Source organism: Sphingobium sp. TomTYG74, assembly GCF_055393875.1.
Genome location: NZ_AP027341.1, coordinates 2,552,411 through 2,574,010, shown reverse-complemented (window position 1 = coordinate 2,574,010; position 21,600 = coordinate 2,552,411). Strand labels below are relative to the sequence as shown.

Here is a 21,600-nt window from a genome sequence, read left to right as displayed (position 1 = left end):
CCAAGGTCGAACCACCCTGGAACCCGGCATCAGCGCACCTCACTTCCCTTATGGTCGGCAATTTACGTCATGCATGATCGTCAGTGTCCGACTTTTCTGGAGTACCCCCGCAGTTGCCCGTCCCGCAGTTAGCGGAGATGCATGCGGGTCGGGCCGATGCTCCATACGGCGTCAGATAAGTCGCCGCCGTTACTGGAGAATGACGGCGCGCCTCACTTCGCGGCCATGGCTTGAGCGTCGATCGAGGCAGGATCACCGGTAATCCAGTGGCGCAAATCCATCTGGAGGATGTCTTGCAGGATCAACAGGTCCTCGCAGTAAAAATCGCGCAGCATCTGCTGCAATTCATCAGTGAGGGGCGGGTAGCGGATCGGCGCCGCCAGCGATGCGCGCAATTTTGCCAGATGGGGGTTGGAGCGTAGCGGGTCGAGCACCGGGCGCATCGGTTGCAGCATACGGCGCAGGGGCAGCGGCAACATCGGGCTGGCGCTGTCATTTTTCCGGCTGGCGACCTCTTCCGGCGCGATATGCACGGGCACGCCGATATGGGTGCAGACGTCCGCGATGACCTGTTCGGGCTGCTCGCGCAGCGATTCGTAGAGGATCACGTGGATCTGATCGCGCGGATAATGGCGCAGGAAGCGGCGCAGATGTGCGCCGTAAAGCCCGCCCGACAGGAATCGCGACTGTTCAGGCTGGGCGCTTTCCAGATATTTGCGCGGGTCGCCGCCGACCTGTCCGCGTCGGAAGAGCATGCAATAATCGGAATAGGCGCGCTGAACCGGGTCGCGCAGCTGAACGATGAGCCGGGCGTCGGGAAGCATGGCCCCCATACGCTCCGGAGCTTGCGGATGCGCCAGATAGTCGGCCGATTTTTCCCCGATGATGCGGCCGGGCGGAGCAGGATCGAAGAGGGAGGCGTACCATTCCGGGCCGCGATCATATTCCGAACTGAAATAATGCGGTTCGGCGTCAGGGAGCCACAGCCCCGGATGATTGCGGAGTTGATGAGCGATCCATGTGGTCGCGCCCTTCATGGCGCCGATAACGACGAAGCTTGGCTGGCGATCAATCATGTCCTTGAGATAGGGCGGATGTGGGCGCCGGGCAGTTGGGCATAGGTACGATCCGAAGAGGGGTAGCGGCCCTATCCCTTTGAGCAGAAATCAAATCCCGATCCCCATTCCTCATCCGAAAGTATGGGCAGCGCAGGGGTCAGCTGGCCTCAAGTATAGATGCGGAATGGTGCGGCCTTTTCCGGCTGCTTTGTCCTATGCTTGGCCCGTGCCGCCCCCTCTAGCGCGGCGATCCGGGGAGCAGTCACGGGACCGCATGAAGATCATCGTCATCGCCAGCCTCGCCTATTGGGTGATCAATTTTCGCGGGCGGCTGATCGCGGCAATGATCGGCAACGGGCATGAGGTCATTGTCTGCGCGCCCGGCCACGATCCCGAAATCGAGGCAAAGTTGGCGGCGATGGGCGCGCCCTACCTGCCCATGGCCATGGCGCGGGCGGGGATGAACCCCTTTGCCGATATGGGCACGCTGAGCTGGCTGATCGGTTGCTTCCGGAAAAATCGGCCGGACGCGGTAATGGCCTATACGCAGAAGCCGATCATCTACGGCGGCACCGGAGAATCCTGATGGGCGTGAGGCGGCTGATCGACATGTTGTTCGCGGCCACCGCCCTGCCGCTGGCGCTGCCGGTCATGGCGGTGATTGCCGGTGCCATAAGGCTGACCGATGGCGCGCCAGTGTTGTACCGGCAGGTCCGCGTGACGAAGGGAGGGCGACGCTTTTCCGTCATCAAGTTTCGCACCATGACCGACGCCCACGACCGGGATGGTCGGTTGCTACCCGACGCCATGCGGACGACACGGATCGGCGGGTTTCTCAGACGCTCGCGGTTGGACGAACTTCCGCAGCTTTGGAACATCCTCACCGGGACCATGAGCCTGATCGGCCCCCGCCCCCTGCTGCCCGCGACCATAGAGGAAGCCGGAGAGCGGGGACGGCAGCGGTGCGCGGTCAGGCCTGGCCTCACCGGATGGGCACAGGTCAACGGCAACACGCTGCTGGGTGAGCGGGACAAGATCGCGCTCGACCTCTGGTACATTGCAAACCGCTCCTTGTGGCTCGACCTCACCATCCTTGCCCGAACGATCAGCGTGGCGGTGCGCGGCGAACGGTCCAACCAGTCATCGATCAGGAGGGCACATGAAGGCCATAGTCGTTGGCGCGGTTGAAAGCACGCGGGTCGCGGTGACGGCCCTTGGCGCATCCCGCCAATGGGATGTGGCGGCGGTATTCACCCTGCCGCCGGACCTTGCTCATCGCCATTCCGATTTCGTCGATCTTTCGGGCGAGGCAGAAAAAGCGGGGGCGCGGACAGTGCGAACCGCCAATATCAATTCCGATGTGGCGTTGCAGGCGATCCGCGATCTGGCGCCCGATTATATCTTCGTGATCGGCTGGTCGCAGATTTGCGGGGAGGAGTTCCGCGCCACCGCGAGGCGGGGAGTCGTGGGCTATCATCCCGCGCCACTGCCACGCCTGCGTGGCCGCGCTGTCATTCCATGGACCATCTTGCTGGATGAGCCCATTTCCGCCTCCTCCCTGTTCCTGATCGACGCGGGGGTGGATAGCGGGCCGCTGCTTGGCCAGCATTATTTCCATCTGGCGCCGGATGAGACGGCAGCGACGCTCTATGCCAAACATATGGCCGCGCTGGAAGCGATGCTGCCGGACGTGCTTGAGGATATTGCGGGCGGATCGCCGACTCTCACGATACAGGATGAGCGGTGTGCCACCTATGCCGCGCGCAGGCGGCCGGAAGATGCACTGATCGACTGGTCGGCGCCAGGATCGGCGATCTGGCGCTGTGTCAGGGCCTGTGGTCATCCTTATCCCGGCGCCTGGACGAGCTATGCGGGCGAGAAGATCGTCATCGAAGAGGCGGCGCTGGTGCCCCTGCGCCATCATGCCGCCGCCATGCCGGGGCAGATTGTCGAGCGTATGGCGGAAGGCTTCGTCGTGCGCTGCGGCGACGATCAGGGATTGCATGTGTTGCGGTGGCAAACGGCACGGGAGGCGCCCCTACCCAACCACGCCATATTGGGACGGGCCAAGGCTGCGGCATGACGATGATCGATAGCATAGAGCGCGCATTGGTGATCGCGCCCCATCCCGACGATGAAGTGCTGGGCTGCGGGGGAACGATCGCGCGCCTCACTGCCATGGGCCGCCATGTCGAGGTCGTCATCGCGACGCAGGGAAAGCTGCCGCGCTTCACTGCGGCGCAGGTGGAACGGGTGCAGGCCGAAGCGCGCCAGGCGCATGAGCTGCTGGGCGTTGGGCGGACGCATATCCTGGAGTTTGAAGCGGCTGCGCTGGATTGCGTGCCGCGCGCGGAGTTGAATGAGGGCATCGCTGCTGTGGTTGCCGAGAGCCGTCCCGACACATTGTTCCTGCCCTTCCCCGGCGACCTGCATTTCGACCATGGCCTGATTTTTGAAGCCGCGATGGTGGCGGCGCGGCCGGTTGGGGCGCATTATCCAAGGCGCATCCTCGCCTATGAGACAGTATCGGAAACCAATTGGGCGGCGCCTTATCTGACGCCTCCGTTTCAGCCGCACGTCTTCATCGACATCAGCGAACATCTGGATCGGAAGATCGAGGCCTTTGGCTGTTTTGAATCGCAGGCTCGTCCTTTTCCCAATGAACGATCCTTCGAAACACTGCGCGCGCTGGCGCAGGTGCGGGGCAGTTGCGTCAGCCGAAGGGCGGCGGAAGCCTTTGTGCTGATAAGAGAGGTAGCCTGACATTAACGCACCCGCGACCCGGACTGGATGAGCATCGGCGCGTCGAGGGATTTCACGGCGCCCCGATCACGCGGGTGGCAGACGGTGCAGATTGCTCGACCCGACCGTATCATCGAGACGCTGGAAGAGTTCTGACGATCGCGGTTATTTCCGCGCGTCTTCCACCGTCCACGGGGCGGCGTTGATCGCCCGACGCAGACACAGCGTCAAGCCGCCCAGCCAAATCACGCCGAACAACAGATGGGCGATGTTCGCGCCCATTGCTCCGACCAGCGGAACCAGCGGAAACACCGCGCAATAAAATGCCAGCGTGCATGCCATCACCGTGCGAAGAAGCGCGCGCTGGTCACCCAGGGCCAGCAGCCCAGCGCGGCTGGCAGACCCGCTGATCGCGAAGGTGACGGCCAGGATCTGGACAGTGAGCAAGGGGACAGCTCCAGCAAAATGCGGCCCGACCGCAAGGCGCATCAACGGCCCGCCCACTAACAGCATGGCAACGAAGCAGAAGGCGCCAAAGGCCCCCAGCAGCAATTCGGTTTGAACGAGCACGCGGACGAAGGCGTGACGCTTGCCCGCCGCCACCAACCGACTGAGGTCGGGGTAGACCACGGCCTGAACCTGCGCGCCGACCTGGAGAAGGATGCGGCTGATGCGTTTGGCGATGTGGAACAGGCCCGCGCTTGCCGGGTCGGCGAGCCATCCGACGATCAGCGTATCGACCACCTGCACGCTCGACCAAAGGGTGAGGGAGAGGTTCGACCCGAGCGCGAAGCGCCAGATGTCGGGAAAGCGGCCGGTGATCCCTTTCGCCCTTGCTCGTAGCAGCTGGCGAAATCCAGGCTGGGGCAAAAAGCGCATGGCAAAAACGAAATTGGCAATCGAGCCCAAGATCTGGGTGATCGTCCATATGAGGATGATCTGGAGAATGCCCGCGCCCGCCAGATAAGCACCCGCCACGCAGAGGAGGCGGACGAACGCGTTCGCGACCTGAATTTGCGCCACCGCGCGATATTGGCCCGCGAGCCTGAATATAGCGGTTGAGACACCGTTGAAGTTGAACAGTAGCGAGGTGGCGAAGAGGAGCGTATAGCCGACGTGCTGGAAGGAGAAGCCGAACAGATAATGTCCGGCGATCGTCAGCACGCTCGCTATCGCCCAGGCCCCGATGCTGCCGCCGATATCGAGCAGCCAGCCGAATTTGAGCAGCGCGAAATAGGTGGCCGGGTCCGCGTGAGGATCGACGGTCGCGCCGTTGCGGATGAGCGGTTGCCACGACTGAAAGCTGACGAGCCGCTCGCACGCCTGACCCAGCGTCAGGATCATGGCGAAGATGCCATAGGTGGCAGGCCCCAGAAGCCGCGCGACCAAGGCAATGGACAGAAGCGTCAGCGCCAGTGTCGCGGCGGTGCCGGACAGAAGATGGAAGACGGCCCGCGCACGCCGATGAGTCAGCGCATCGCGCAACCAAATCGCGGAAAAGGTCATCTTCAATCGAAATCCCACCGCATTCATCGGCACGCCACCTTCAGTCCTGTTTTTCGAGACTTATGATGGGACCGAAGCAGGGAAGACGCAGCTTCTCTGTCGTCTTAACTCCGAATAGCCGGCGCGGGGGAAGAATTGCGAAACGGGGCCGCGCACTCACCCGCAGGCAAGCGGCGCCCCGTTCGGTTCAGAAACAACCGGTCTGCAACGCCATCAGGCGAAGATGAAATCCGCAGCGGTGAAATTATGGGCGGTCAACGTCCCCAGGGGATCGGCAATGTCGATGCTGAACTTCACCCCCGAAGAGGTCACGACATCCAGCAAGACGTTGCCCGAGGCTCCGTCATGCGCGAACACCGTACCCGGCGTCCCGCCCGCAGCATATTGAGTGACTCCCAGCTTTTCCAGCACGATGCGGTCGGTGCCGTCCTGGAAATCCTCTATCCGGTCGCCGCCGTCCAGCGCGCCCGCACTTTTGAACACGAACCAGTCCGCGCCCTCGCCACCCCATAGCCTGTCGGCGCCCAGATCGCCGGTCAGCTTGTCAATCCCGGCATCGCCGTGCAGTTCGTCGGCACCGGCGCCGCCCAATAGCAGGTCATCGCCATCGCCGCCAAAGAGGATATCGTTTCCAGCCTCGCCATTCAGGGAATCCGCGTCCTTGCCGCCGTCGAGGAAGTCGTTGCCGCCGCCTGATTCCATCTTGTCCCGGCCATCGCCACCGTAGAGCTGATCCATGCCGATCTCGGAATCGAGAATATCGTCGCCGATGCCGCCCGACAGATAGTTGTTGCCGTCGCCGCCATCGACCCGGTCATTACCGCTTCCGCCGTAGACATGGTCGTCGCCCGACTGCCCCTTCAGCTTGTCGTTGCCGTCTTCACCATAGATCCAGTCATTGCCAGCCCCGCCCGCCACGGCCTGTGTCGTCAGCTTGCCAGTGGCCGGATTGATTTCGTTCAGGAACCCGTCATCGCCAGCGCCAGCGTAGATGATGTCATCTCCCGCGCCCCCATCGATATAGTCGCGGCCGCCGCCTGCAAGGATGGTGTCATTCCCGGCGTCTCCCAATATCTGGTCATGTCCGCTCAGGGTTTCGATACGATCATTGCCGTCGCCGCCCGTGACGATGTTGTTGCCCAGGCCGCCATAAATACGGTCGTGCCCCGCGCCGCCGTCGAGCGAGTCGTTGCCGTCCTCGCCCCAAAGCTGGTCATCGCCCAATCCGCCCTTGAGCAAGTCGGCGCCCGCTTCCCCATGAAGCACGTCGTTGCCATCATTCCCCTCAATATAATCGTCGCCCAATCCGCCCCACAGCTGATCATTGCCTGCCCCACCGAATATAGTGTCGATTAAGGATGTTCCCTTGATGACGTCGTTTCCGACAGTCCCGTAAAACTTCGCCATTTCACCCACTCCCGTAGAGGCCCCATACGCATGAAAATGGCGCGGGGCCGACGTGACTGTCGCATGCTAATATAAATGATAGGTTGATTGAAATTGTCGGGCGGGCGCGGATTCCGGCGGGTCGGGGGCGCGAGAAAGCCCATCTGGAGCCGCGCTTCCGGCATTATGCGTTTTAGCGCAGTGACTTCTCCGGACGGGAATCCGGTTCGCAGGCGTCAGGGGGCGCGCGCCGACACGAATTCAGCATCGTTTAGAAGTGTCAAAAACAGGCTGCACCGTTCAGATAGCGACAGGCCTGATCGAGCTTGCCCCGGACTGGCGCGGGGCGATCGCCTCCGTCGCTGCGCGCTCCCATTGGACGAGGACGCGGTCGACGGTGAAACGCTGAGACGCGGCCCGCGCCCCTTCGGACAGGCGGCGTCGCTGATCGGGGTCGGCGCACAATGCGGCGATGGCCGCGCCAAGAGCGGACACGTCGCCATCCGGAACCAGCAGGCCGCTGATCCCGTCGGCGATCATTTCGCCGGGGCCGAAGCGGCAATCAAAGGAAATCACGGGGACGCCCGCCGCCAGGGCCTCGCCCACGACGATCCCCCACCCTTCAAAGCGAGAGGAGAGGACGAAGATGTCGGCTTCACGCAGCCAGCCGCCATGGTCCTTCGTAACGCCCGGCATCGACACCCGGTCTTGCAGGCCTAGCGCGTCCCGCTGCGCTTCGAGCTTCGCGCGCTCCGGCCCCTCCCCCCAGATGGTGAGCGACCAGTCGGGGATGAGAGGGGCCGCGCGGGCGAAGGCGTCGAGCAGCAGGTCGAAGCCCTTTTGCGGCACCAGCCGCCCGACGGCGACGACCTGCCTGCCGCATGGGCGCGCCTCATCGAGTGTGACAGGCGCATAGGTGGGATTGGGAATGACCCACTGGCGGGGACGCATGACCTTGGGGAAATATTGCATCGCGCCTTGCGTCATCGTCACCAGCCCATGCGCGCGCGCATAAGTGTAGCGACGCAGAGCCAACCAGAAAGCGCCGGGTCGTTGCTGGGCGGGATTGTTGCGTTCCGACACGATCACCGGGATGCCGAGCGGCTTTGCGGCAAGAACGGTGACGACGTTGGTGCGTGTCAGGAAGCTGATGATCAGGTCCGGGCGCGTGCTTGCCAGTACCTTGCGGAGCGCGCCGATGCGATTGAAGACCGCGAGGGCGGATCGCAGCACCGGCAAGCGCCCGACGGGAAAGCCCAGCTGCATTATGCTGACCGCCGGATCATGCGCATAATAGGGGCGCGCTCCAGGTTCTTCGAAGGCGAACAGGCTGACCGTCCAGCCCGACCTGCTAAAATGATTGCACAGCAGGCTGACAATATGTTCCGATCCTCCAGCACGCAGGCCGGGTAGAATGAAGGCGATGTGCGGCTTGCCTCTGCCTGAGGCATCCGTCCGGATCGGCATTGTCATCCGCGCACAGTGAGGCCTTGGCCGCGTCAAATCCATGGGACTTGCGGATTATCGCCAGTTGGTCGCGGCGGCCAAGCGGCTTAGCCAGAACCGCAGGCTGCTCGCATTTGGGCTAATCCCTATTGGCCTGCGTCATAGCCAAGCGCCCACTTCATGACGCCGCCACACATTGTAGGCTCAACGGCTATGATAGTAGCAGCAACAGAATTTTTCTCGCACCCGGCAGAAGCCCTTCCGCAACAGGTGGAAGACGCCTTCTTCAGTTCCATCAAGAACCCGAACAACACGTTCAAATGCACGTGGGGCGGACGGTTCGGCGCGCTGGACGGCCGTCTGGTGGAAGCGGTCAAGGCACGTGGGCTGAATGTGCGGGAAGTACTGGACGTCGGCGTATCGTCGGGGACGACCACGCTGGACCTGTGCGACGCCTTTGCACGCGAGGGATGTCGGCCGCGCATCACCGGCACCGATTACGCCATCCATGCGTGGATCGTCCCGCTGGGCAAAAGGTGTGCGGCGCTGCTGAACCCCGAAGGTCAGCTGTTGCAGGTCGATCTGTTCGGCCGGTCGATACAGCCATGGCGCCGTCGCCTGGATTATCTGACCGGCATGTGGCTGGTGCGGCCGATCCTGTCCCGCATCGTCGGCGGTCTGGCGGCACGCAGGCTGCGCGGGGGTGTGGGCGTCAGGAAGGTCGAACTGGTCAGCCCGCGCGTCCGCAACCATGGCCTCATCACGATTGTCGAGGATGATGTGCTGGCCCCGCGTGACGGTTTCGGTCGGCGTTTCGATCTGGTTCGCGCCGCCAACGTCCTCAATGAAAATTACTTCGCCGAAACTGACCTTCGGAAGGCGGTGGATAATCTTCGGTCCTATCTCAAGGGTCCAGGATCGCTGCTGTTCATCGTGCGCACGCGGGTGTCCGGGGACCATCATGGGACGCTGTTCGCCATGAGCGACAGTGGCACCCTGGAGGTGGCGGAACGGATCGGTGCCGGATCGGAAATAGAAAAGTTGCTGACCGCAATGTGAGCGGCACGGCTTCAGGAGCCCCCATGAAGATTCTCCACGTCATAACCGCTTTGAATGTCGGGGGCGCGGAAACCATGCTCGCGAAGCTGGTGGATCATGAACGCAAACAGGGCGGCGCGATGCAGCCGTCGGTCGTGTCGCTGATGCCACCGGGTGTCGCTGGAGACCGCATCCGTGCGAGCGGCGTGCCGCTTCGTCATTGCGGCATGAAAAGGGCCATCGACCTGCTACCGGGACTCGCTCGCCTGCGCGCCGTCATCCGGCAGGAACAGCCAGCGGTCATCATGGCGTGGATGTATCACGCCCATCTCGCCACCCGGCTGGCGACCTTGGGAAGCGCGGACACTGTGCCGGTGATCTGGAATGTGCGCCACAGCATCGACGAGTTGTCGCAGGAAAAGCCTCTGATGCGGGTCATCGTGCGGCTGGCCGCCGCATGTTCATCCTGGCCGCGCACGATCATCTATAACTCCCATGCGGCGGCGGCGCAGCATCAGCGGCTGGGTTTTCACGCGGAAGATATGGCGGTCATCCCCAATGGGTTCGATTGCGACCTCTTCCGCCCGCGCGAAGAGGCTCGCGATGCGCTTGTCCGTGATCTGGAGATTGCACCGGGCGCGCTGATCGTCGGGATGGCGGCGCGCAATCATCCGATGAAGGATGCGGCCAATCTGGTCGAAGCAGTGCTACGTGCGCGCGAGCGTGGCACGGATGTTCACCTGCTGCTGACGGGTCAAGGCATGGACGAACCCACCGGAGCGCTTGCGCGTCTGCTGGCATCCATGCCCGCCGATCGCTTGACCCTGCGGAGCCATGACCGGAAGCTTGAGACGTTGCTGCCCGGCCTCGACATAGTCGCGCTGCCTTCGGCCTGGGGTGAAGGTTTCCCCAATATTCTGGGCGAGGCGATGGCATGCGGCGTGCCCTGCATCGCGACCGACATTGGGGACAGCGGCTGGATCGTCGGCAAAAGCGGGATGGTGGTTCCTCCCCGCGACCCGGCGGCACTTGCCGAAGCGATCATGGCCATGGACCGGCTGGGTCCCGCTGGCCGCCGCCAATTGGGCGAGATCGCCCGCAAGCGCGTGCAGGAGCAGTTTTCGATGAGCCAGATCGCGGCGCGTTACCACCAGCTTTACCGGGATGTATCCGGCTCCTCCTTTCAGGAACGGGGAGCCACCGCCTCGCCACGCCGCGCACAGGTGATGTGAACATGTTGCAGGTCTTGCCCGCCTCCCCCTCTCTGTCCGGAACCACCGCGACGCTGGACCGCGAAGCCGGGAGCGCTGCCCCAGCGCGCATCTGCTTCCCCTTTGCCGGGGGCGCCATGGGGGGGAGCCATATCTCCGCGACCAAGCTCATCCATCAGCTGGATCGGAGCCGCTTCTCGCCCCTCATCGTCCTGCATTATGGATCGGGGCAGTTCGGCGATTTCCTGCGATCTGAGGGACTGGAGTTCGTCACTCTGCCCGACACCCGATTCTTTGGCGAATCCCCTGGCGTTCCCAAGGCGGGAGGCAAGGCAGAGACGGTGAGCGCCTTGATCGATCAGTGGCGCATGACCCGCTTTCTGAGGCTGAACGACGTCCGGATCGTCCATACCAACGATGGGCCGATGCATATATCTTGGGCACTACCCGCGCGTCTGGCGGGGGCCAAGATGCTGTGGCACCATAGGGGCAGTCATGATGCCCGGGGCGTCCGCTTCGTCGCCCCCTTCGCGGCGGATCGCATCGTCGGCGTATCAGCCTATGCCTTGTCCGAAGTGCGCCGTCGAAAGCGCACGGCGCGCAAGACTTCCGTCATCTACAGCCCCTTCGACGCGGATGCCGAGCCGATCGACCGGGCGCAAGCGCATCTGGCGCTGACATCGGAGCTGGGCGTCGATCCCGATACCCGCCTTCTTGGCTTTTTCGGCCATTTCATCGACCGCAAAAGGCCGCTGATGTTCGCGGAAACGCTGGCACATATTGCCCGGACGCGGCCCGATCTTCCAGTGATGGGATTGATGTTCGGATTGCCGCTGATGGACGGGATAGAGGAACAGATCAACGAAAAAGCCAAGGCGCTGGGCGTAAGCGATCGCCTGCGCCTCATGGGCTTTCGCTATCCATCGGCGGCATTAATGGCGGGCTGCGACATTCATGTGGTGACGGCCGTCAACGAGCCTTTTGGCCGGTCGCTGATCGAAGCCATGCTGCTCGGCACGCCCGTGGTTGCTGCCGCATCGGGCGGTAATATCGAAGCGATCGACCATGGCGTGACGGGCATGCTGGTCGAACCCGATGATCCCACCGCCATGGGGCGAGCCATCGTCGAGTTGCTCGATTGCCCGGATCGCCTGACGGCGATCGCCGCGCAGGCGCAGATCTTGGCGAACCGCCGTTACGGCGTGGAACAGCATGCGTCGCAAGTGTCCGCAATCTATCAGTCGCTCCTCGGGACGGGGCCGCGCCGGAACCGGAGGCGATGGTGAGTTCGAATGCGGTGGCCGCCCTGGGTGTCGGGATCGCCGCGCTACTGGTGGCTCCGTTTGTCACGCCTTCCGATATCGTGCGGCAATTGACGGGCACTGGCAATTCCGACGGAACGTCAGTATTGCCCGAAGTACCCGGTGCCGAAGCGTTCCCCGGAGCCGAAGGCTTTGGCAGGCGAACCCGTGGCGGACGTGGCGGCATGATCATCCCTGTCACCACGCTGGCGGACCACGGCCCCGGTTCCCTGCGCGCATGCATAGAGGCCAAAAAGCCGCGCGTGTGCATCTTCCGCGTCGCTGGCGTCATCCGTTTCACGACGGATCGGCCCGTGATCAACCACCCCTATATCACCATCGCCGGCCAGACCGCGCCTGGCGGCGGAATATTGATCACTCATGCGGGAGGCGAAGGCGGCAACACTCCTGTCGTTGCCAAGAATACGCATGACGTGATCGTTCGCCATATCCGCGTACGAACCGATCTGAACGGCAATGCCGCCGCCAGCAACGGGTCATTTCTTTTTGAGAACAGCCACAACGTTATTTTCGATCATGTCAGCGGTGCCTGGGCATTAGGTCAGATCATCAGCGGCTTTGGCGTGAACGACAATATCACAATGTCCAACTCCATCTTTACAGAGGGCATTTCCCGGCGGAGCAAATGCGCGATGCTCGCTTTCGACCCGCGGGAGCCGCAGAAGGTCAGCTTCATCCGCAATCTGTGCGCTCATAATGGAAGCAGAAGTCCGGACGTGAATTTCACGCCCAAGTCATGCGTGGAGATCGTCAACAATGTTCTTTATAATGCCAGGTCCCAATTCACCCGCGTGCAGGAAATCTATGGCGGAACGCCCGTCAACATCGTCGGCAACTATTACAAAAACGGTCCGGACGGTACGGACAAGATTGCCGCAATAGATCGTGATGTGGGCGCCAGTACCGGCCAATCGGAAATATTCATGGCCGATAACAGGCTGGATCAGGTCAAGGTCATGACAACCCGCGCCGCAGCCGCTGCACGTGTGGGGCGGCCCGTCTGTCCCCTCAGCATGAAAGTCGCCTCACCCGAAAAGGCCTATTCCCAGGTGCTGGACGGCGCTGGAGCATTTCCGCGAGATGCGCTCGACCTGCGTACCGTCAGCGACGTGCGCAACCGGACAGGGAATATCCTGCGTGATGCAAGAATGCGAGCCGGACCACGCCCGCTACCCCGGATCGCGCCCGGAACGCCCTATGTCGATCTGGATGAGGACGGGATGGCCGACAGCTGGGAGCGGGCCAATGGCATGGACACCCGGCGTAACGATGCCTGGCAGGATGCCGACCATGACAATTGGCTCAATCTGGACGAATTTCTGGATTTCGCCCATCGCGAAGTCATGGCCGGGCGGCAGATACGCTGATCCTCTACCCAATCAATATTGCAGGCGGATTTCCGCGCCGACGATCGTGCGATCGAAATCGTCGAACGCTCTTGTGCTGTCGCGATTGGCGATGCGTCCTGTGAGCGCGAAGGAAATATTGCGGTTCACCAGATATTCGACTTCGGCCACACCGGCGATCGTCCGTTCGTGCTGGCCCGAACCGATGAAACTGCTGCGGCGGTACAGCACGGAAGCCTGCCAGCGCAGATTGTGGTAAATCTCATTCTGCACACCCAGACGAAACCTCGTGTCAGTACGCGACTGCGCGCCGGTGCGGACGGTGGCAACATCACCCCGGAACCCGTCGAGCGTGACCGCCCATCTGGGCGAAGGCGTGTAGGTAAGCCCCGCTGAAACCGACAGGCCGGTCCTGCTGTCAAATCGCGCGTCGTCGGGGTTAAAACGGAACACGCCGACCGACGCTTCGCCACGGATCAGGCCGCCGGGTTCAAAGGCGACCCCTGCCCGTGCGCCATAGGTTTTGGAATCGCGGTCTACACCCGACGCGTCCACCGGCAACCTGAACTCGCGCCGGTTCACAAAACCCTCGCCGAACACATTCATCATGCCGCTGACCCGGTATCCCAGCCGTGCGGAGCCGGAATATTGGTCGAAGTCGCGTTCGGCATCGACGGCGGCCAAGGCGTTGTTCTTCAGCCAGGTGCCCTTCACGCCGACATTGAAGCGGGCGCCCTGATGCGTGTAGCCAAGGTCGCTCTGCCACTGGTCATATCTGCGCGGCGACGTGCCGACGCCCGTGCGGGATTCAGGTTCGCCACGATCCTCGATCAGCCGCATCCATCCCGCGCTGGCGGTGATATTATCGGCGCCCGACAGGTGATACACACCGCCGATACTGGTATTTATGCCTTCGGAATTTTCACTGTCATTCTTGAAATAGCGCCGCACTACGCCGCGCGCCTGCGCCGCCAGCTCGAACTTGTTATCGCTCAGCCGCAGGTTGAGCCAGGGCGAGATGGTCAGGCGTTCGTCGTCGACTTCATTCGATGACAGGGCGTAGATGTTGGAATCATATTCAAGCCGGGCATCCGCGCCGAGATAGGCCGATATTCTGCCCAACTGCACCGCTCTCGCCTCATATTCCTCCGGCGTTTCCAGCAGCGGCGTGGCTCGATCCAGCTGCTGTGCGGCAGCTGGAAAGGCCATGCCCGTCAAAATGACGCATGAGCAGAAGGGGATGAGGCGCTTTGCTGTCAAAACCATTTCTCCACGACTTTGATGGTGTCACCCGGCTGGATCGGCGTATTTTCGGAAGCCTTGGCGGTGGACGCCTGGCCATTCACCTGACGGATGATGGCAACCGTGTTGCGATTGGCGCGGAATGTGTACCCGCCCGCCACCGATACTGCGGTGACGACGGTCATGCCGGGGCGATAGGGATATTCGCCGGGGCTGCGCACTTCGCCAAGGATGTAGATGGGCCGCAGCTTCACTGGCTGAACACTGACGGCAGGCGATACCATCAGCCGTTTTTCCACCAGCAGGGCGGCGATGCGCTGTTCCAGTTCGGGGATAGTCGATCCCCTGACCGGAATCCCGCCCATCAGCGGCAACGTCAGTTCGCCGCGATCATTGACGACGAAGGCCGTGCTATTGTCGATTTCGGTAAAGCCGGGAACGATGATGCGAAGTTCATCACCCGGGCCGAGCCGATATTGATCGGCGTTGGCGGTGGAAACGGCAGGCAGACCGGACACAGAGCCGGTACAGGCCGAAAGCGCGAGCATCAGGGAAATGCCGATAGAGTGAACTAGCCGCATGACCACCTCCCATTTCCTGGCCACTTCTGGCCATTTTTGTTACAGTTTCAGAACAGAAATAAATTAATGTCAATTGCTGCTGGATAGTTATTTGTTCGCAAAGGATAAACTCTGGTCACCTTCACGAGCATCTTCGAGCGCCTCCAGCAGCGCATCGACGATGATTTGCATATCATTGTCGCCCAGCAGATGATCGACCGGCAGCATCAGGCTGCGTTCGCCTATTGCGGCGGCGACCGGCAGGGGGCGGAGATTGGGGTGGGCACTGTTCCGGACTGCCAGTTCCCGGGACATGTCCGGGCATGATCCTGTCCCGGCGGGTATGCCATGACGGGCGAGCGCGGCGATGACGGCAGGCCGTTCGACCGCCGCATCCAGCATGAGGTAGAATTTGTAGAAGGCGTGATTCACCCCCTGCGGCACCTGTGGCACATGGATCAGCGGATGATCGCCCAGCCCTTCGCGCAGGATGGCGGCATTGGCGCGCCGCCGCGCCAGCCAGGACGGCAGCTTGCGCAATTGCGCCCGCCCGATCGCGGCCTGCATTTCCGTCAGCCGCCAGTTGGTGCCGAAACCTTCATGCAGGTAGCGGAAGGCGTTACCTGCCGAAGGCGCCGAGAGCATCGCGGGGTTCTTGCCATGGTCCTTATAGGCCCAGGCGCGTTCCCAATGCGCTTCGTCCTTCAGCAGCAACATGCCCCCTTCCCCGCCCGTCGACATGATCTTGTCGGTGCAGAAGGAGAAGGCGGCGGCGTGGCCGAAGGAACCGACCTTCTTTCCGTCGATGGCGGCGCCATGCGCTTGCGCGCAGTCCTCCACCAGCCACAGCCCATGCTGATCCGCGATGGTGGACAGGGCGTCCATGTCACAGGGCCAGCCAGCCAGATGGACGCACAATATGGCCCGCGTCCTGCCGTTGATCAGCGGAAGGACGGCGGCGGGGTCGATCGTGTGGCTGTTCGCGTCGATGTCCGCGAATATCGGCACCGCACCGACTGCGGCGACGGCAGAGGCGCTGGCGAAGAAGCTGCGTGCCGGAACGATCACCTCATCGCCTGGCCCGACGCCCAAGGCGCGAAACGCCAGCTCCAGTGCCAGCGTGCCGTTGGCGAGCGAGATGGCGTGGGGCATGCCGCAATACAGCGCGAACTCTCTTTCGAAGGCGCGGCACTCATCACCATGCATCAGCGAGTTGACGCGGCCGCTTTCCAGCACCCGGACCACGGCATCGATCTCGTCCGGCTCATATTGGGGCCAGCGCCGGTCTGGCGGCGGGAAAGGCGGGATGGCGACGGCCGCAGCACCTAGTTCACGCGTCTGGGCTATGCGATTCATATCCTCATCCCCAGGGTCATGGGCATCGGCCGCCGCAAACGATGGCACCCGGTCATTCATTCGCAGCCTTGCCGACAAGGTCGATCTCCCGAGTCAGCTCTCGCAACGTCTTTGCCCAGTTCGATTGGGCGGGCGCGCGCAGCAATTCCTTCATCAGGTCGCGCACCCCATCCTCGTCATGGGTATGGATGAGGTTTGCCAATTCGGTGAAGGCGTTCACCAGCTTTTCGAGCGGGACCGGGCAAGGACTCGCTTCGATCACGCCGGGGATGGTAGAGCGAAGCTGTTCCTCGGTGGTGTCGAACAATTCCTCGTAAAGCTTCTCGCCGGGACGAAGGCCGACGAACTTGATCGGCACATCGATGTCCGGACGCAGGCCCGCCAGACGGATCATTCGCCGGGCGATGTCGACGATCTTGATCGGCTCGCCCATGTCGAGGACGAAGATGGTGCCGCGATCAATGTTGGTTTCCATCGCACGGGCGCTGCTTTGCAAGATGAGCTGCACCGCTTCGCCCACGGTCATGAAATAGCGCTTGATGTCCGGGTGCGTGATGGTGAGCGGTTTCCCGGCGGCCATCTGCTGTTGGAGCAGGGGCACGAGCGATCCGCTGGAACCCAGCACATTGCCGAACCGCACCGTCATGAAACGCGGGCTGTCGGGGTCGCACTGGCCGATCAGGTCAAGCGCCTGGCAGTAGAGTTCGCCGAGGCGCTTGGTGGCGCCCATGACGCCCACCGGATTGACCGCCTTGTCGGTCGATACCTGGATCATCGCGAGCGAGCCATAAGCACAGACGGCATCCGCGACATTTCGTGTTCCAAGCACATTGGTATGGGCGCCCTCGCACGGATTGGCTTCGACAATGGGCACATGCTTCAGCGCAGCGGCATGGAAGACAACCTCCGGCTGATGGCGCTGAAAGACATCATTCAACGCGGCGCGGTCGCGGATCGAACAGAGTTCGGGCCGACAGATGACATCCGGGAACTTGTCCCGCGCCTGCATCTCGATGGTGTAGAGATTGAACTCGCAATGATCGAGGAGAACGATCTCCGCCGGGCGGAAGGTGGCGATCTGGCGCACCAGTTCGCCGCCGATCGTACCGCCCGCGCCCGTCACCAATATCCGGCGGCCGCGGATCAGCCGATCGACGATGCTGCGCTGGAGGGAGACCTCGGGTCGGCCGAGCAGATCGGCCAGCTCGAACTGCTTGATTTCCAGGCGGGCCGTCCCATCCTTCGCCTTTTGCAGGTCATTGGCGTGCGCAACTGTCAGGTCGCACTGATCGGCCAACTTCACCAGATGGGAGAAGGACCGGCGCGGCATCGTCCTGTCGCCGCGTATGACGAGGCTTTCGGGCTTTAGCCCTCGCGTCGCCAGCATCTCAACGATCTGCGGCAGTTTGTCGGGCGAACCCAGCACAGGTACACCGGCGACCTGCAACCGCGTCTCGCGTCCGTCAAAGGTCAGCGCGCCGACGACATTGAAACGATTGGTCCGTTCGGCGCGGAGCATGTCCATCAGCGACCGTATCCAGTCCAGTTCGCCCAACAGCAATATGTTGTGACCGCCGCCGGGAGGGACGATATGCGCCAAGGCGAATTCACGCAGACCCCGGCGCACCGTTCGCACGCCGATCATCGCCACCAGCAGCAATGCCGAATGCAACAGCGCGAAGCCGACCGCCTCCAGCGGCACCGCCCGTATCTTTGCGGAGATGATCAGGCACATGCTCCATGCCGCCGTCGCTCCGCCCGCGACACCGGTGGAAAGCGCGATGCAGTCGCCGAAGGAGAGGAAGCGCCAGCTTCGCCAGTAAAGGCCCGTCAGGCAGAGAGCGAACACCGCCACCAGGGTGAAGAAGATCATGAGGCTGGGACGGTCATAGAAAGCCGCCGAAACGCTCCCCGGTATGGCCATCACGACCAGAAGCAGGGTGGTCAGGATCAACGAAGCGTCGATCAGCATCAGCGCCGCGAAACGGGCCGGGCCGGGAAAGCCGGTTGGCCGCGTCAGCAGATCGTGCAGCAGTATCGCCCAGCCCGGCCCACCAGCGGAAACCTCCGCCCGCGGGTCTGCGAGATCGTCGATAAGCGGGTCAGATCCAGCGGGCGGCGCGCTCGCATCCATAGCAAAACCCTTGCGGTTCAAGAAAAGGACCTTCGACGAACAAGCCCCGCATGCTGCCAACGAGGGCCTGTCGCAGCATGCGGAGCGCGATCGTCCAGATCACGAGTAAAACGGTAACAACTTGGCCCTCGGCCGCAATGAACCAGACAGCTATCATCCCTTGTGGCAGGAATCGGCGCGGGTGTTGGCCGAACGAGCAGAATATCCGCAGGCCGTCGCCCCGAATGATTTGCGGGAGGAAGCTGGATTAAGTCTTTTGGCTAATTGACATGTGCGTCGGGCCGTCCTTGCCCACAGCATCGTCTGACGGGATGCATCCAAGCCGCTGCCAGAAGATCATTTCCACAATAGGTTACGCGCGAATCACGCATGCTGTTCAGCACATGTCATCAGGCCACCCTAAAGGACAGCGCTTCCTTGCTATTTGGGATGGTTCAGACAAATTCATGAATAGACAAGCGGTTAGCGAAATCGTGCCAACGCACGATCTTCACGTAAGTTAAGTTTTTCCAAAATGTTACGCCTATTGTTCAACGCTGCATTTGTGATACTCTCCGATCCGATAAGATTGGGGTCGCCTTCAGCAAGTGCTTTTGCATTCAATCCATCACGGTCTGTCTGTGATGTTGAGGGAGGCGGACGATGACAATGGATTCAGATGTTGTGCTTGTGGGCGGAAGCTCCATCGTCAGAGAGGGTCTCCGACGGCTTCTTTCGTCACAACAGCGTCAGATACTCTATACCGGGGCCAGACTGGACGAGCCTTGCCCCGCCAACGTCGCCGATTCCGACTGCCTTTTGCTGCTGATCGAAGATCAGGACATGGAATGGAACGGCGCGGCGCTTGCCCAAGTGCGCGAATATTATCCAAGCGCGCGGATCGCGATACTCGCCAACAAATTCGATTTCGACGCAATGCTGGATGCTTTTCGATCGGGCGCCGAAGGTTATCTGATCAATGACCTGTCATGCGAACGATTGGGAGGGTATCTCGACCTGATCGCGTTGGGGGAAAAGATCTTTCCTTCTCAACTGGCCCAGAAGCTGATCGATCAATCCGCCGTCTGCGAGGAAACGCCCAACGCTGTGTCTATCGACTGCGCCAATCTGTCGGCACGGGAAATGGAGATATTACGGCGCCTGATCGCAGGCTTGCCCAACAAGGTCATCTCGCGCGAGCTTTCGATCAGCGAAGCCACCGTCAAGGTTCATGTGAAAGCGGTCCTGCGCAAGCTGCGGGTGTCCAACCGTACCCAGGCAGCCATATGGGCGGCAGGACAGGGACTGCATGGTCAGGCAGCTGACAGCGCAACGCCCTCGTCGCCCAGGGCCAGCTCTGCCGCTTTCCCGCCGAGAGGCGCCCCGCGCGGCACCGCCGATTGTTCGGCAAGTGCGTGACGACCGCCGGAGGACAAAGGCAGCATTTTCACGGGCGGCGCTAACCATCCGTTTTCATTGCCTGACCCCCTACCCAATCGGATATCGTGCCCTGCCCTTTTGAACGCCGGGCAGGCATTATGTGCAATGGACTAAGTCCGGCCAGATTTGCATCCTAGTCGCGGAACAAGGCAGAAAAATAGCCGGAGCGCCAGGCGTGCAAACCAGTCAGTATCAGGCAAGCCATTATCCATTGCCCGGCGGCCGTCGTGCCGGCCCCGCCCAGGAACGAACGCAATTCTGGACGGACGAACTCCACAGATGGGAATTCGTCCTGCTGGAAGGTGCGGTGTTTTTCGCGCCTTATAATGCATTCCGCCATCCCAGCCTGTATATAACCCTGAGCGACGTGATGTTCGCAGGCGCCTTCTTCCTGCGTGTGTCGACAGGGAGGGTGGCATCGCCCTTTGCCAGCCTGACCTGGCTCTGGGTGCTGGGGCTGCTGATGCTCAGTGGCGGCCTTTTCATAGGCAGCGTTTTCAAGGGCGATATGACCCGATGCCTGGTGTTGGTCACGCAATATTCCTTCGCCTATCTGCTCGTGCCGCTCGTCCTGCTGCGCCGGTCGGAAGAGGAAGTCGTCCGCCTCATCAAATGCGGGATCTGGGGCATGGTGGTCATGTGCGCGCTGGGCGCGATGGTCTACTCGGCCGGCTATTACAGCACCGACAGGGAACAGATGGCCCTAGTCACCGGCAACAAGCGGCTACAGGGCTTTGCGGGCAACCCCAATGGCATGGGCGTGCTGACGGTCATGGCGATGACGCTCGTCTGGCTGATGCTCCTGTCCAAACAGATGCGGCCGATGATTGCGCTGCCCTGCCTCGCCATTCTTATCACGGGCGTGATCCTGACCAGTTCCAACACCGGACTTTACAGCATGATCGCCGCTGCCCTGATTTTCTTCGGTGGCAGACGGAATTTCAAGACCCTGATCATCGTCGCGTCGCTGGGCGCGACTGTGCTCGCATTCGGCCAGAATTATCTTCCCTCGACATTCCAGACCAGGGTCCTTTCCGCCCTGAACTCGGGCGATCTTTCGACCGCGGGGACGTTCGAGTCCCGGCAGGAACTCAACAGGGAAGCGTTGGAGATGGCCGATAAGAATCTCATCATCGGCCTTGGCGCGGATCAGTATCGGCAGGAAAGCCGCTATGGCCTTCCTGTCCATAACCTTTACCTGCTGCTGTTGAACGAAGGTGGCGGCCTGTCGTTGCTGGGCTATCTGGTGCTGATGACCGTTCCGATATTGGCGGGCATCGTGGGATATCGAGCCCGATATGGGAAGCTGGTGCTTCTAACGATCGTCACGACGCTCGTAACCTTCGCCAACGCGGTGATGGGCATGCCGCACGTCTATGGACGATGCTGGTTCCTGTTCGTCTTCCTCGCCGTCAGTCCCGCACTGATCGGGCCGGGCGTGATCAGCCCTCGCTTCTTGCCTTCCCCCTCACAACGCAGAAGCATGCGCGGCCATCTTCCCCCGCTGGAAAGCTGAAGGCTCTGCCCGGTTTTCAGTGACCATTGCCCATGCTCGCGCTCCTGGGCACCATTGACACACCTTCCGGATCATTCACCCTCCTTCCGTCTGAGGCCCTTCGAAAGGCCAGACCGGAGGGTTAAGTGGGCGTGTCGATTTCGGGAGAATACGCGGGCGCCATGGCATCTGCGGCGATTGCGATTTCGCGGGGCATCTCTGCGCGCCTGGCTGTTAAGTCCATCGTTCCTCAGCAGCGTTCATGACCCAAATTCGCGCATGAGATTGCACGAGGCTGGTTTTAGAAGAAAGGCGCTTCAACTTGGCACTCTGCTTGGG

Annotated in this window: 18 protein-coding genes; 10 read left to right on the top strand and 8 right to left on the bottom strand. The window is 61.9% G+C overall.

Features of this window, described 5'->3' with window-relative positions; all coding sequences use genetic code 11:
* Nucleotides 1–212: 212 nt before the first annotated feature.
* Complete coding sequence (locus tag ACZ5TB_RS12980; protein ID WP_464791523.1) at nucleotides 213–1,076, bottom strand: sulfotransferase family protein; 864 nt, start codon at nucleotides 1,074–1,076, stop codon at nucleotides 213–215.
* Nucleotides 1,077–1,332: 256 nt separating this feature from the next.
* Here ACZ5TB_RS12980 and ACZ5TB_RS12975 point away from each other — a divergent pair, with 256 nt between their 5' ends.
* The 4 genes from ACZ5TB_RS12975 to ACZ5TB_RS12960 are packed head-to-tail and all read left to right on the top strand — an operon-like array spanning nucleotide 1,333 to nucleotide 3,821.
* The gene (locus ACZ5TB_RS12975; protein ID WP_464791522.1) at nucleotides 1,333–1,644 is read left to right on the top strand and encodes a hypothetical protein; all 312 of its coding nucleotides are present in this window, start codon (nucleotides 1,333–1,335) and stop codon (nucleotides 1,642–1,644) included.
* Complete coding sequence (locus tag ACZ5TB_RS12970; RefSeq protein WP_464791521.1) at nucleotides 1,644–2,246, top strand: sugar transferase; 603 nt, start codon at nucleotides 1,644–1,646, stop codon at nucleotides 2,244–2,246. The genes ACZ5TB_RS12975 and ACZ5TB_RS12970 overlap by 1 nt, the downstream gene beginning before the upstream one ends.
* Complete coding sequence (locus tag ACZ5TB_RS12965; protein WP_464791520.1) at nucleotides 2,218–3,141, top strand: methionyl-tRNA formyltransferase; 924 nt, start codon at nucleotides 2,218–2,220, stop codon at nucleotides 3,139–3,141. Before ACZ5TB_RS12970 ends, ACZ5TB_RS12965 begins: the two co-directional genes overlap by 29 nt.
* Complete coding sequence (locus ACZ5TB_RS12960) at nucleotides 3,138–3,821, top strand: PIG-L deacetylase family protein (RefSeq protein WP_464778807.1); 684 nt, start codon at nucleotides 3,138–3,140, stop codon at nucleotides 3,819–3,821. Before ACZ5TB_RS12965 ends, ACZ5TB_RS12960 begins: the two co-directional genes overlap by 4 nt.
* Before the next feature lie 144 nt (nucleotides 3,822–3,965).
* On the opposite strand, the gene ACZ5TB_RS12955 is transcribed toward ACZ5TB_RS12960, so the two are convergent.
* The 3 genes from ACZ5TB_RS12955 to ACZ5TB_RS12945 form a co-directional block, all read right to left on the bottom strand.
* Nucleotides 3,966–5,306 carry a lipopolysaccharide biosynthesis protein gene (locus ACZ5TB_RS12955; RefSeq protein WP_464791519.1) on the bottom strand — a complete coding sequence of 447 codons (1,341 nt, stop codon included), beginning with the start codon at nucleotides 5,304–5,306 and terminating at the stop codon, nucleotides 3,966–3,968.
* Between the two features lie 213 nt (nucleotides 5,307–5,519).
* Nucleotides 5,520–6,713 (bottom strand): calcium-binding protein, encoded by a 1,194-nt coding sequence (locus ACZ5TB_RS12950; protein ID WP_464791518.1) that lies wholly within the window; start codon nucleotides 6,711–6,713, stop codon nucleotides 5,520–5,522.
* 279 nt (nucleotides 6,714–6,992) lie between these two features.
* Nucleotides 6,993–8,165 (bottom strand): glycosyltransferase family 4 protein, encoded by a 1,173-nt coding sequence (locus tag ACZ5TB_RS12945; RefSeq protein WP_464791517.1) that lies wholly within the window; start codon nucleotides 8,163–8,165, stop codon nucleotides 6,993–6,995.
* Between the two features lie 186 nt (nucleotides 8,166–8,351).
* Here ACZ5TB_RS12945 and ACZ5TB_RS12940 point away from each other — a divergent pair, with 186 nt between their 5' ends.
* From ACZ5TB_RS12940 to ACZ5TB_RS12925, 4 genes are read left to right on the top strand one after another with little or no spacing between them, the layout of a single operon-like run.
* The gene (locus ACZ5TB_RS12940) at nucleotides 8,352–9,197 is read left to right on the top strand and encodes a hypothetical protein (RefSeq protein ID WP_464791516.1); all 846 of its coding nucleotides are present in this window, start codon (nucleotides 8,352–8,354) and stop codon (nucleotides 9,195–9,197) included.
* A gap of 23 nt (nucleotides 9,198–9,220) precedes the next feature.
* Entirely contained in the window at nucleotides 9,221–10,408 is a 1,188-nt protein-coding gene (locus ACZ5TB_RS12935; protein ID WP_464791515.1) for a glycosyltransferase, read from the top strand.
* A gap of 2 nt (nucleotides 10,409–10,410) precedes the next feature.
* A complete protein-coding gene (locus ACZ5TB_RS12930) occupies nucleotides 10,411–11,673 on the top strand; it encodes a glycosyltransferase family 4 protein (protein ID WP_464791514.1) in 1,263 nt (420 codons plus the stop codon).
* Nucleotides 11,667–13,076: a pectate lyase gene (locus ACZ5TB_RS12925; RefSeq protein WP_464791513.1), complete on the top strand. Its 1,410-nt coding sequence runs from the start codon at nucleotides 11,667–11,669 to the stop codon at nucleotides 13,074–13,076. The genes ACZ5TB_RS12930 and ACZ5TB_RS12925 overlap by 7 nt, the downstream gene beginning before the upstream one ends.
* Nucleotides 13,077–13,088: 12 nt before the next feature.
* On the opposite strand, the gene ACZ5TB_RS12920 is transcribed toward ACZ5TB_RS12925, so the two are convergent.
* From ACZ5TB_RS12920 to ACZ5TB_RS12905, 4 genes are all read right to left on the bottom strand, one after another.
* Nucleotides 13,089–14,264 carry an outer membrane beta-barrel protein gene (locus tag ACZ5TB_RS12920; RefSeq protein ID WP_464791512.1) on the bottom strand — a complete coding sequence of 392 codons (1,176 nt, stop codon included), beginning with the start codon at nucleotides 14,262–14,264 and terminating at the stop codon, nucleotides 13,089–13,091.
* 47 nt (nucleotides 14,265–14,311) lie between these two features.
* Entirely contained in the window at nucleotides 14,312–14,878 is a 567-nt protein-coding gene (locus ACZ5TB_RS12915; protein WP_449470913.1) for a polysaccharide biosynthesis/export family protein, read from the bottom strand.
* 87 nt (nucleotides 14,879–14,965) lie between these two features.
* Entirely contained in the window at nucleotides 14,966–16,213 is a 1,248-nt protein-coding gene (locus tag ACZ5TB_RS12910; protein ID WP_464791511.1) for a DegT/DnrJ/EryC1/StrS family aminotransferase, read from the bottom strand.
* A gap of 52 nt (nucleotides 16,214–16,265) precedes the next feature.
* Nucleotides 16,266–18,368: a polysaccharide biosynthesis protein gene (locus tag ACZ5TB_RS12905; protein ID WP_464791510.1), complete on the bottom strand. Its 2,103-nt coding sequence runs from the start codon at nucleotides 18,366–18,368 to the stop codon at nucleotides 16,266–16,268.
* A gap of 621 nt (nucleotides 18,369–18,989) precedes the next feature.
* Between ACZ5TB_RS12905 and ACZ5TB_RS12900 the strand changes: the two genes are divergently transcribed.
* Entirely contained in the window at nucleotides 18,990–19,745 is a 756-nt protein-coding gene (locus ACZ5TB_RS12900) for a LuxR C-terminal-related transcriptional regulator (protein WP_464791509.1), read from the top strand.
* A 196-nt stretch (nucleotides 19,746–19,941) separates the two neighbouring features.
* Complete coding sequence (locus ACZ5TB_RS12895) at nucleotides 19,942–21,282, top strand: O-antigen ligase family protein (protein WP_464791508.1); 1,341 nt, start codon at nucleotides 19,942–19,944, stop codon at nucleotides 21,280–21,282.
* Nucleotides 21,283–21,600 lie beyond the last annotated feature (318 nt).

Excerpts from the sequence above, each read along its gene's own strand:
- ACZ5TB_RS12915 (WP_449470913.1), bottom strand. The coding sequence starts at position 14,878 with ATGCGGCTAGTTCACTCTATCGGCATTTCCCTGATGCTCGCGCTTTCG.
- ACZ5TB_RS12935 (WP_464791515.1), top strand. The coding sequence starts at position 9,221 with ATGAAGATTCTCCACGTCATAACCGCTTTGAATGTCGGGGGCGCGGAA.
- ACZ5TB_RS12960 (WP_464778807.1), top strand. The coding sequence starts at position 3,138 with ATGACGATGATCGATAGCATAGAGCGCGCATTGGTGATCGCGCCCCAT.
- ACZ5TB_RS12980 (WP_464791523.1), bottom strand. The coding sequence starts at position 1,076 with ATGATTGATCGCCAGCCAAGCTTCGTCGTTATCGGCGCCATGAAGGGC.
- ACZ5TB_RS12965 (WP_464791520.1), top strand. The coding sequence starts at position 2,218 with ATGAAGGCCATAGTCGTTGGCGCGGTTGAAAGCACGCGGGTCGCGGTG.
- ACZ5TB_RS12920 (WP_464791512.1), bottom strand. The coding sequence starts at position 14,264 with ATGGCCTTTCCAGCTGCCGCACAGCAGCTGGATCGAGCCACGCCGCTG.
- ACZ5TB_RS12945 (WP_464791517.1), bottom strand. The coding sequence starts at position 8,165 with ATGACAATGCCGATCCGGACGGATGCCTCAGGCAGAGGCAAGCCGCAC.
- ACZ5TB_RS12940 (WP_464791516.1), top strand. The coding sequence starts at position 8,352 with ATGATAGTAGCAGCAACAGAATTTTTCTCGCACCCGGCAGAAGCCCTT.
- ACZ5TB_RS12900 (WP_464791509.1), top strand. The coding sequence starts at position 18,990 with ATGACAATGGATTCAGATGTTGTGCTTGTGGGCGGAAGCTCCATCGTC.
- ACZ5TB_RS12910 (WP_464791511.1), bottom strand. The coding sequence starts at position 16,213 with ATGAATCGCATAGCCCAGACGCGTGAACTAGGTGCTGCGGCCGTCGCC.
- ACZ5TB_RS12950 (WP_464791518.1), bottom strand. The coding sequence starts at position 6,713 with ATGGCGAAGTTTTACGGGACTGTCGGAAACGACGTCATCAAGGGAACA.
- ACZ5TB_RS12955 (WP_464791519.1), bottom strand. The coding sequence starts at position 5,306 with ATGACCTTTTCCGCGATTTGGTTGCGCGATGCGCTGACTCATCGGCGT.
- ACZ5TB_RS12930 (WP_464791514.1), top strand. The coding sequence starts at position 10,411 with ATGTTGCAGGTCTTGCCCGCCTCCCCCTCTCTGTCCGGAACCACCGCG.
- ACZ5TB_RS12970 (WP_464791521.1), top strand. The coding sequence starts at position 1,644 with ATGGGCGTGAGGCGGCTGATCGACATGTTGTTCGCGGCCACCGCCCTG.
- ACZ5TB_RS12925 (WP_464791513.1), top strand. The coding sequence starts at position 11,667 with ATGGTGAGTTCGAATGCGGTGGCCGCCCTGGGTGTCGGGATCGCCGCG.
- ACZ5TB_RS12975 (WP_464791522.1), top strand. The coding sequence starts at position 1,333 with ATGAAGATCATCGTCATCGCCAGCCTCGCCTATTGGGTGATCAATTTT.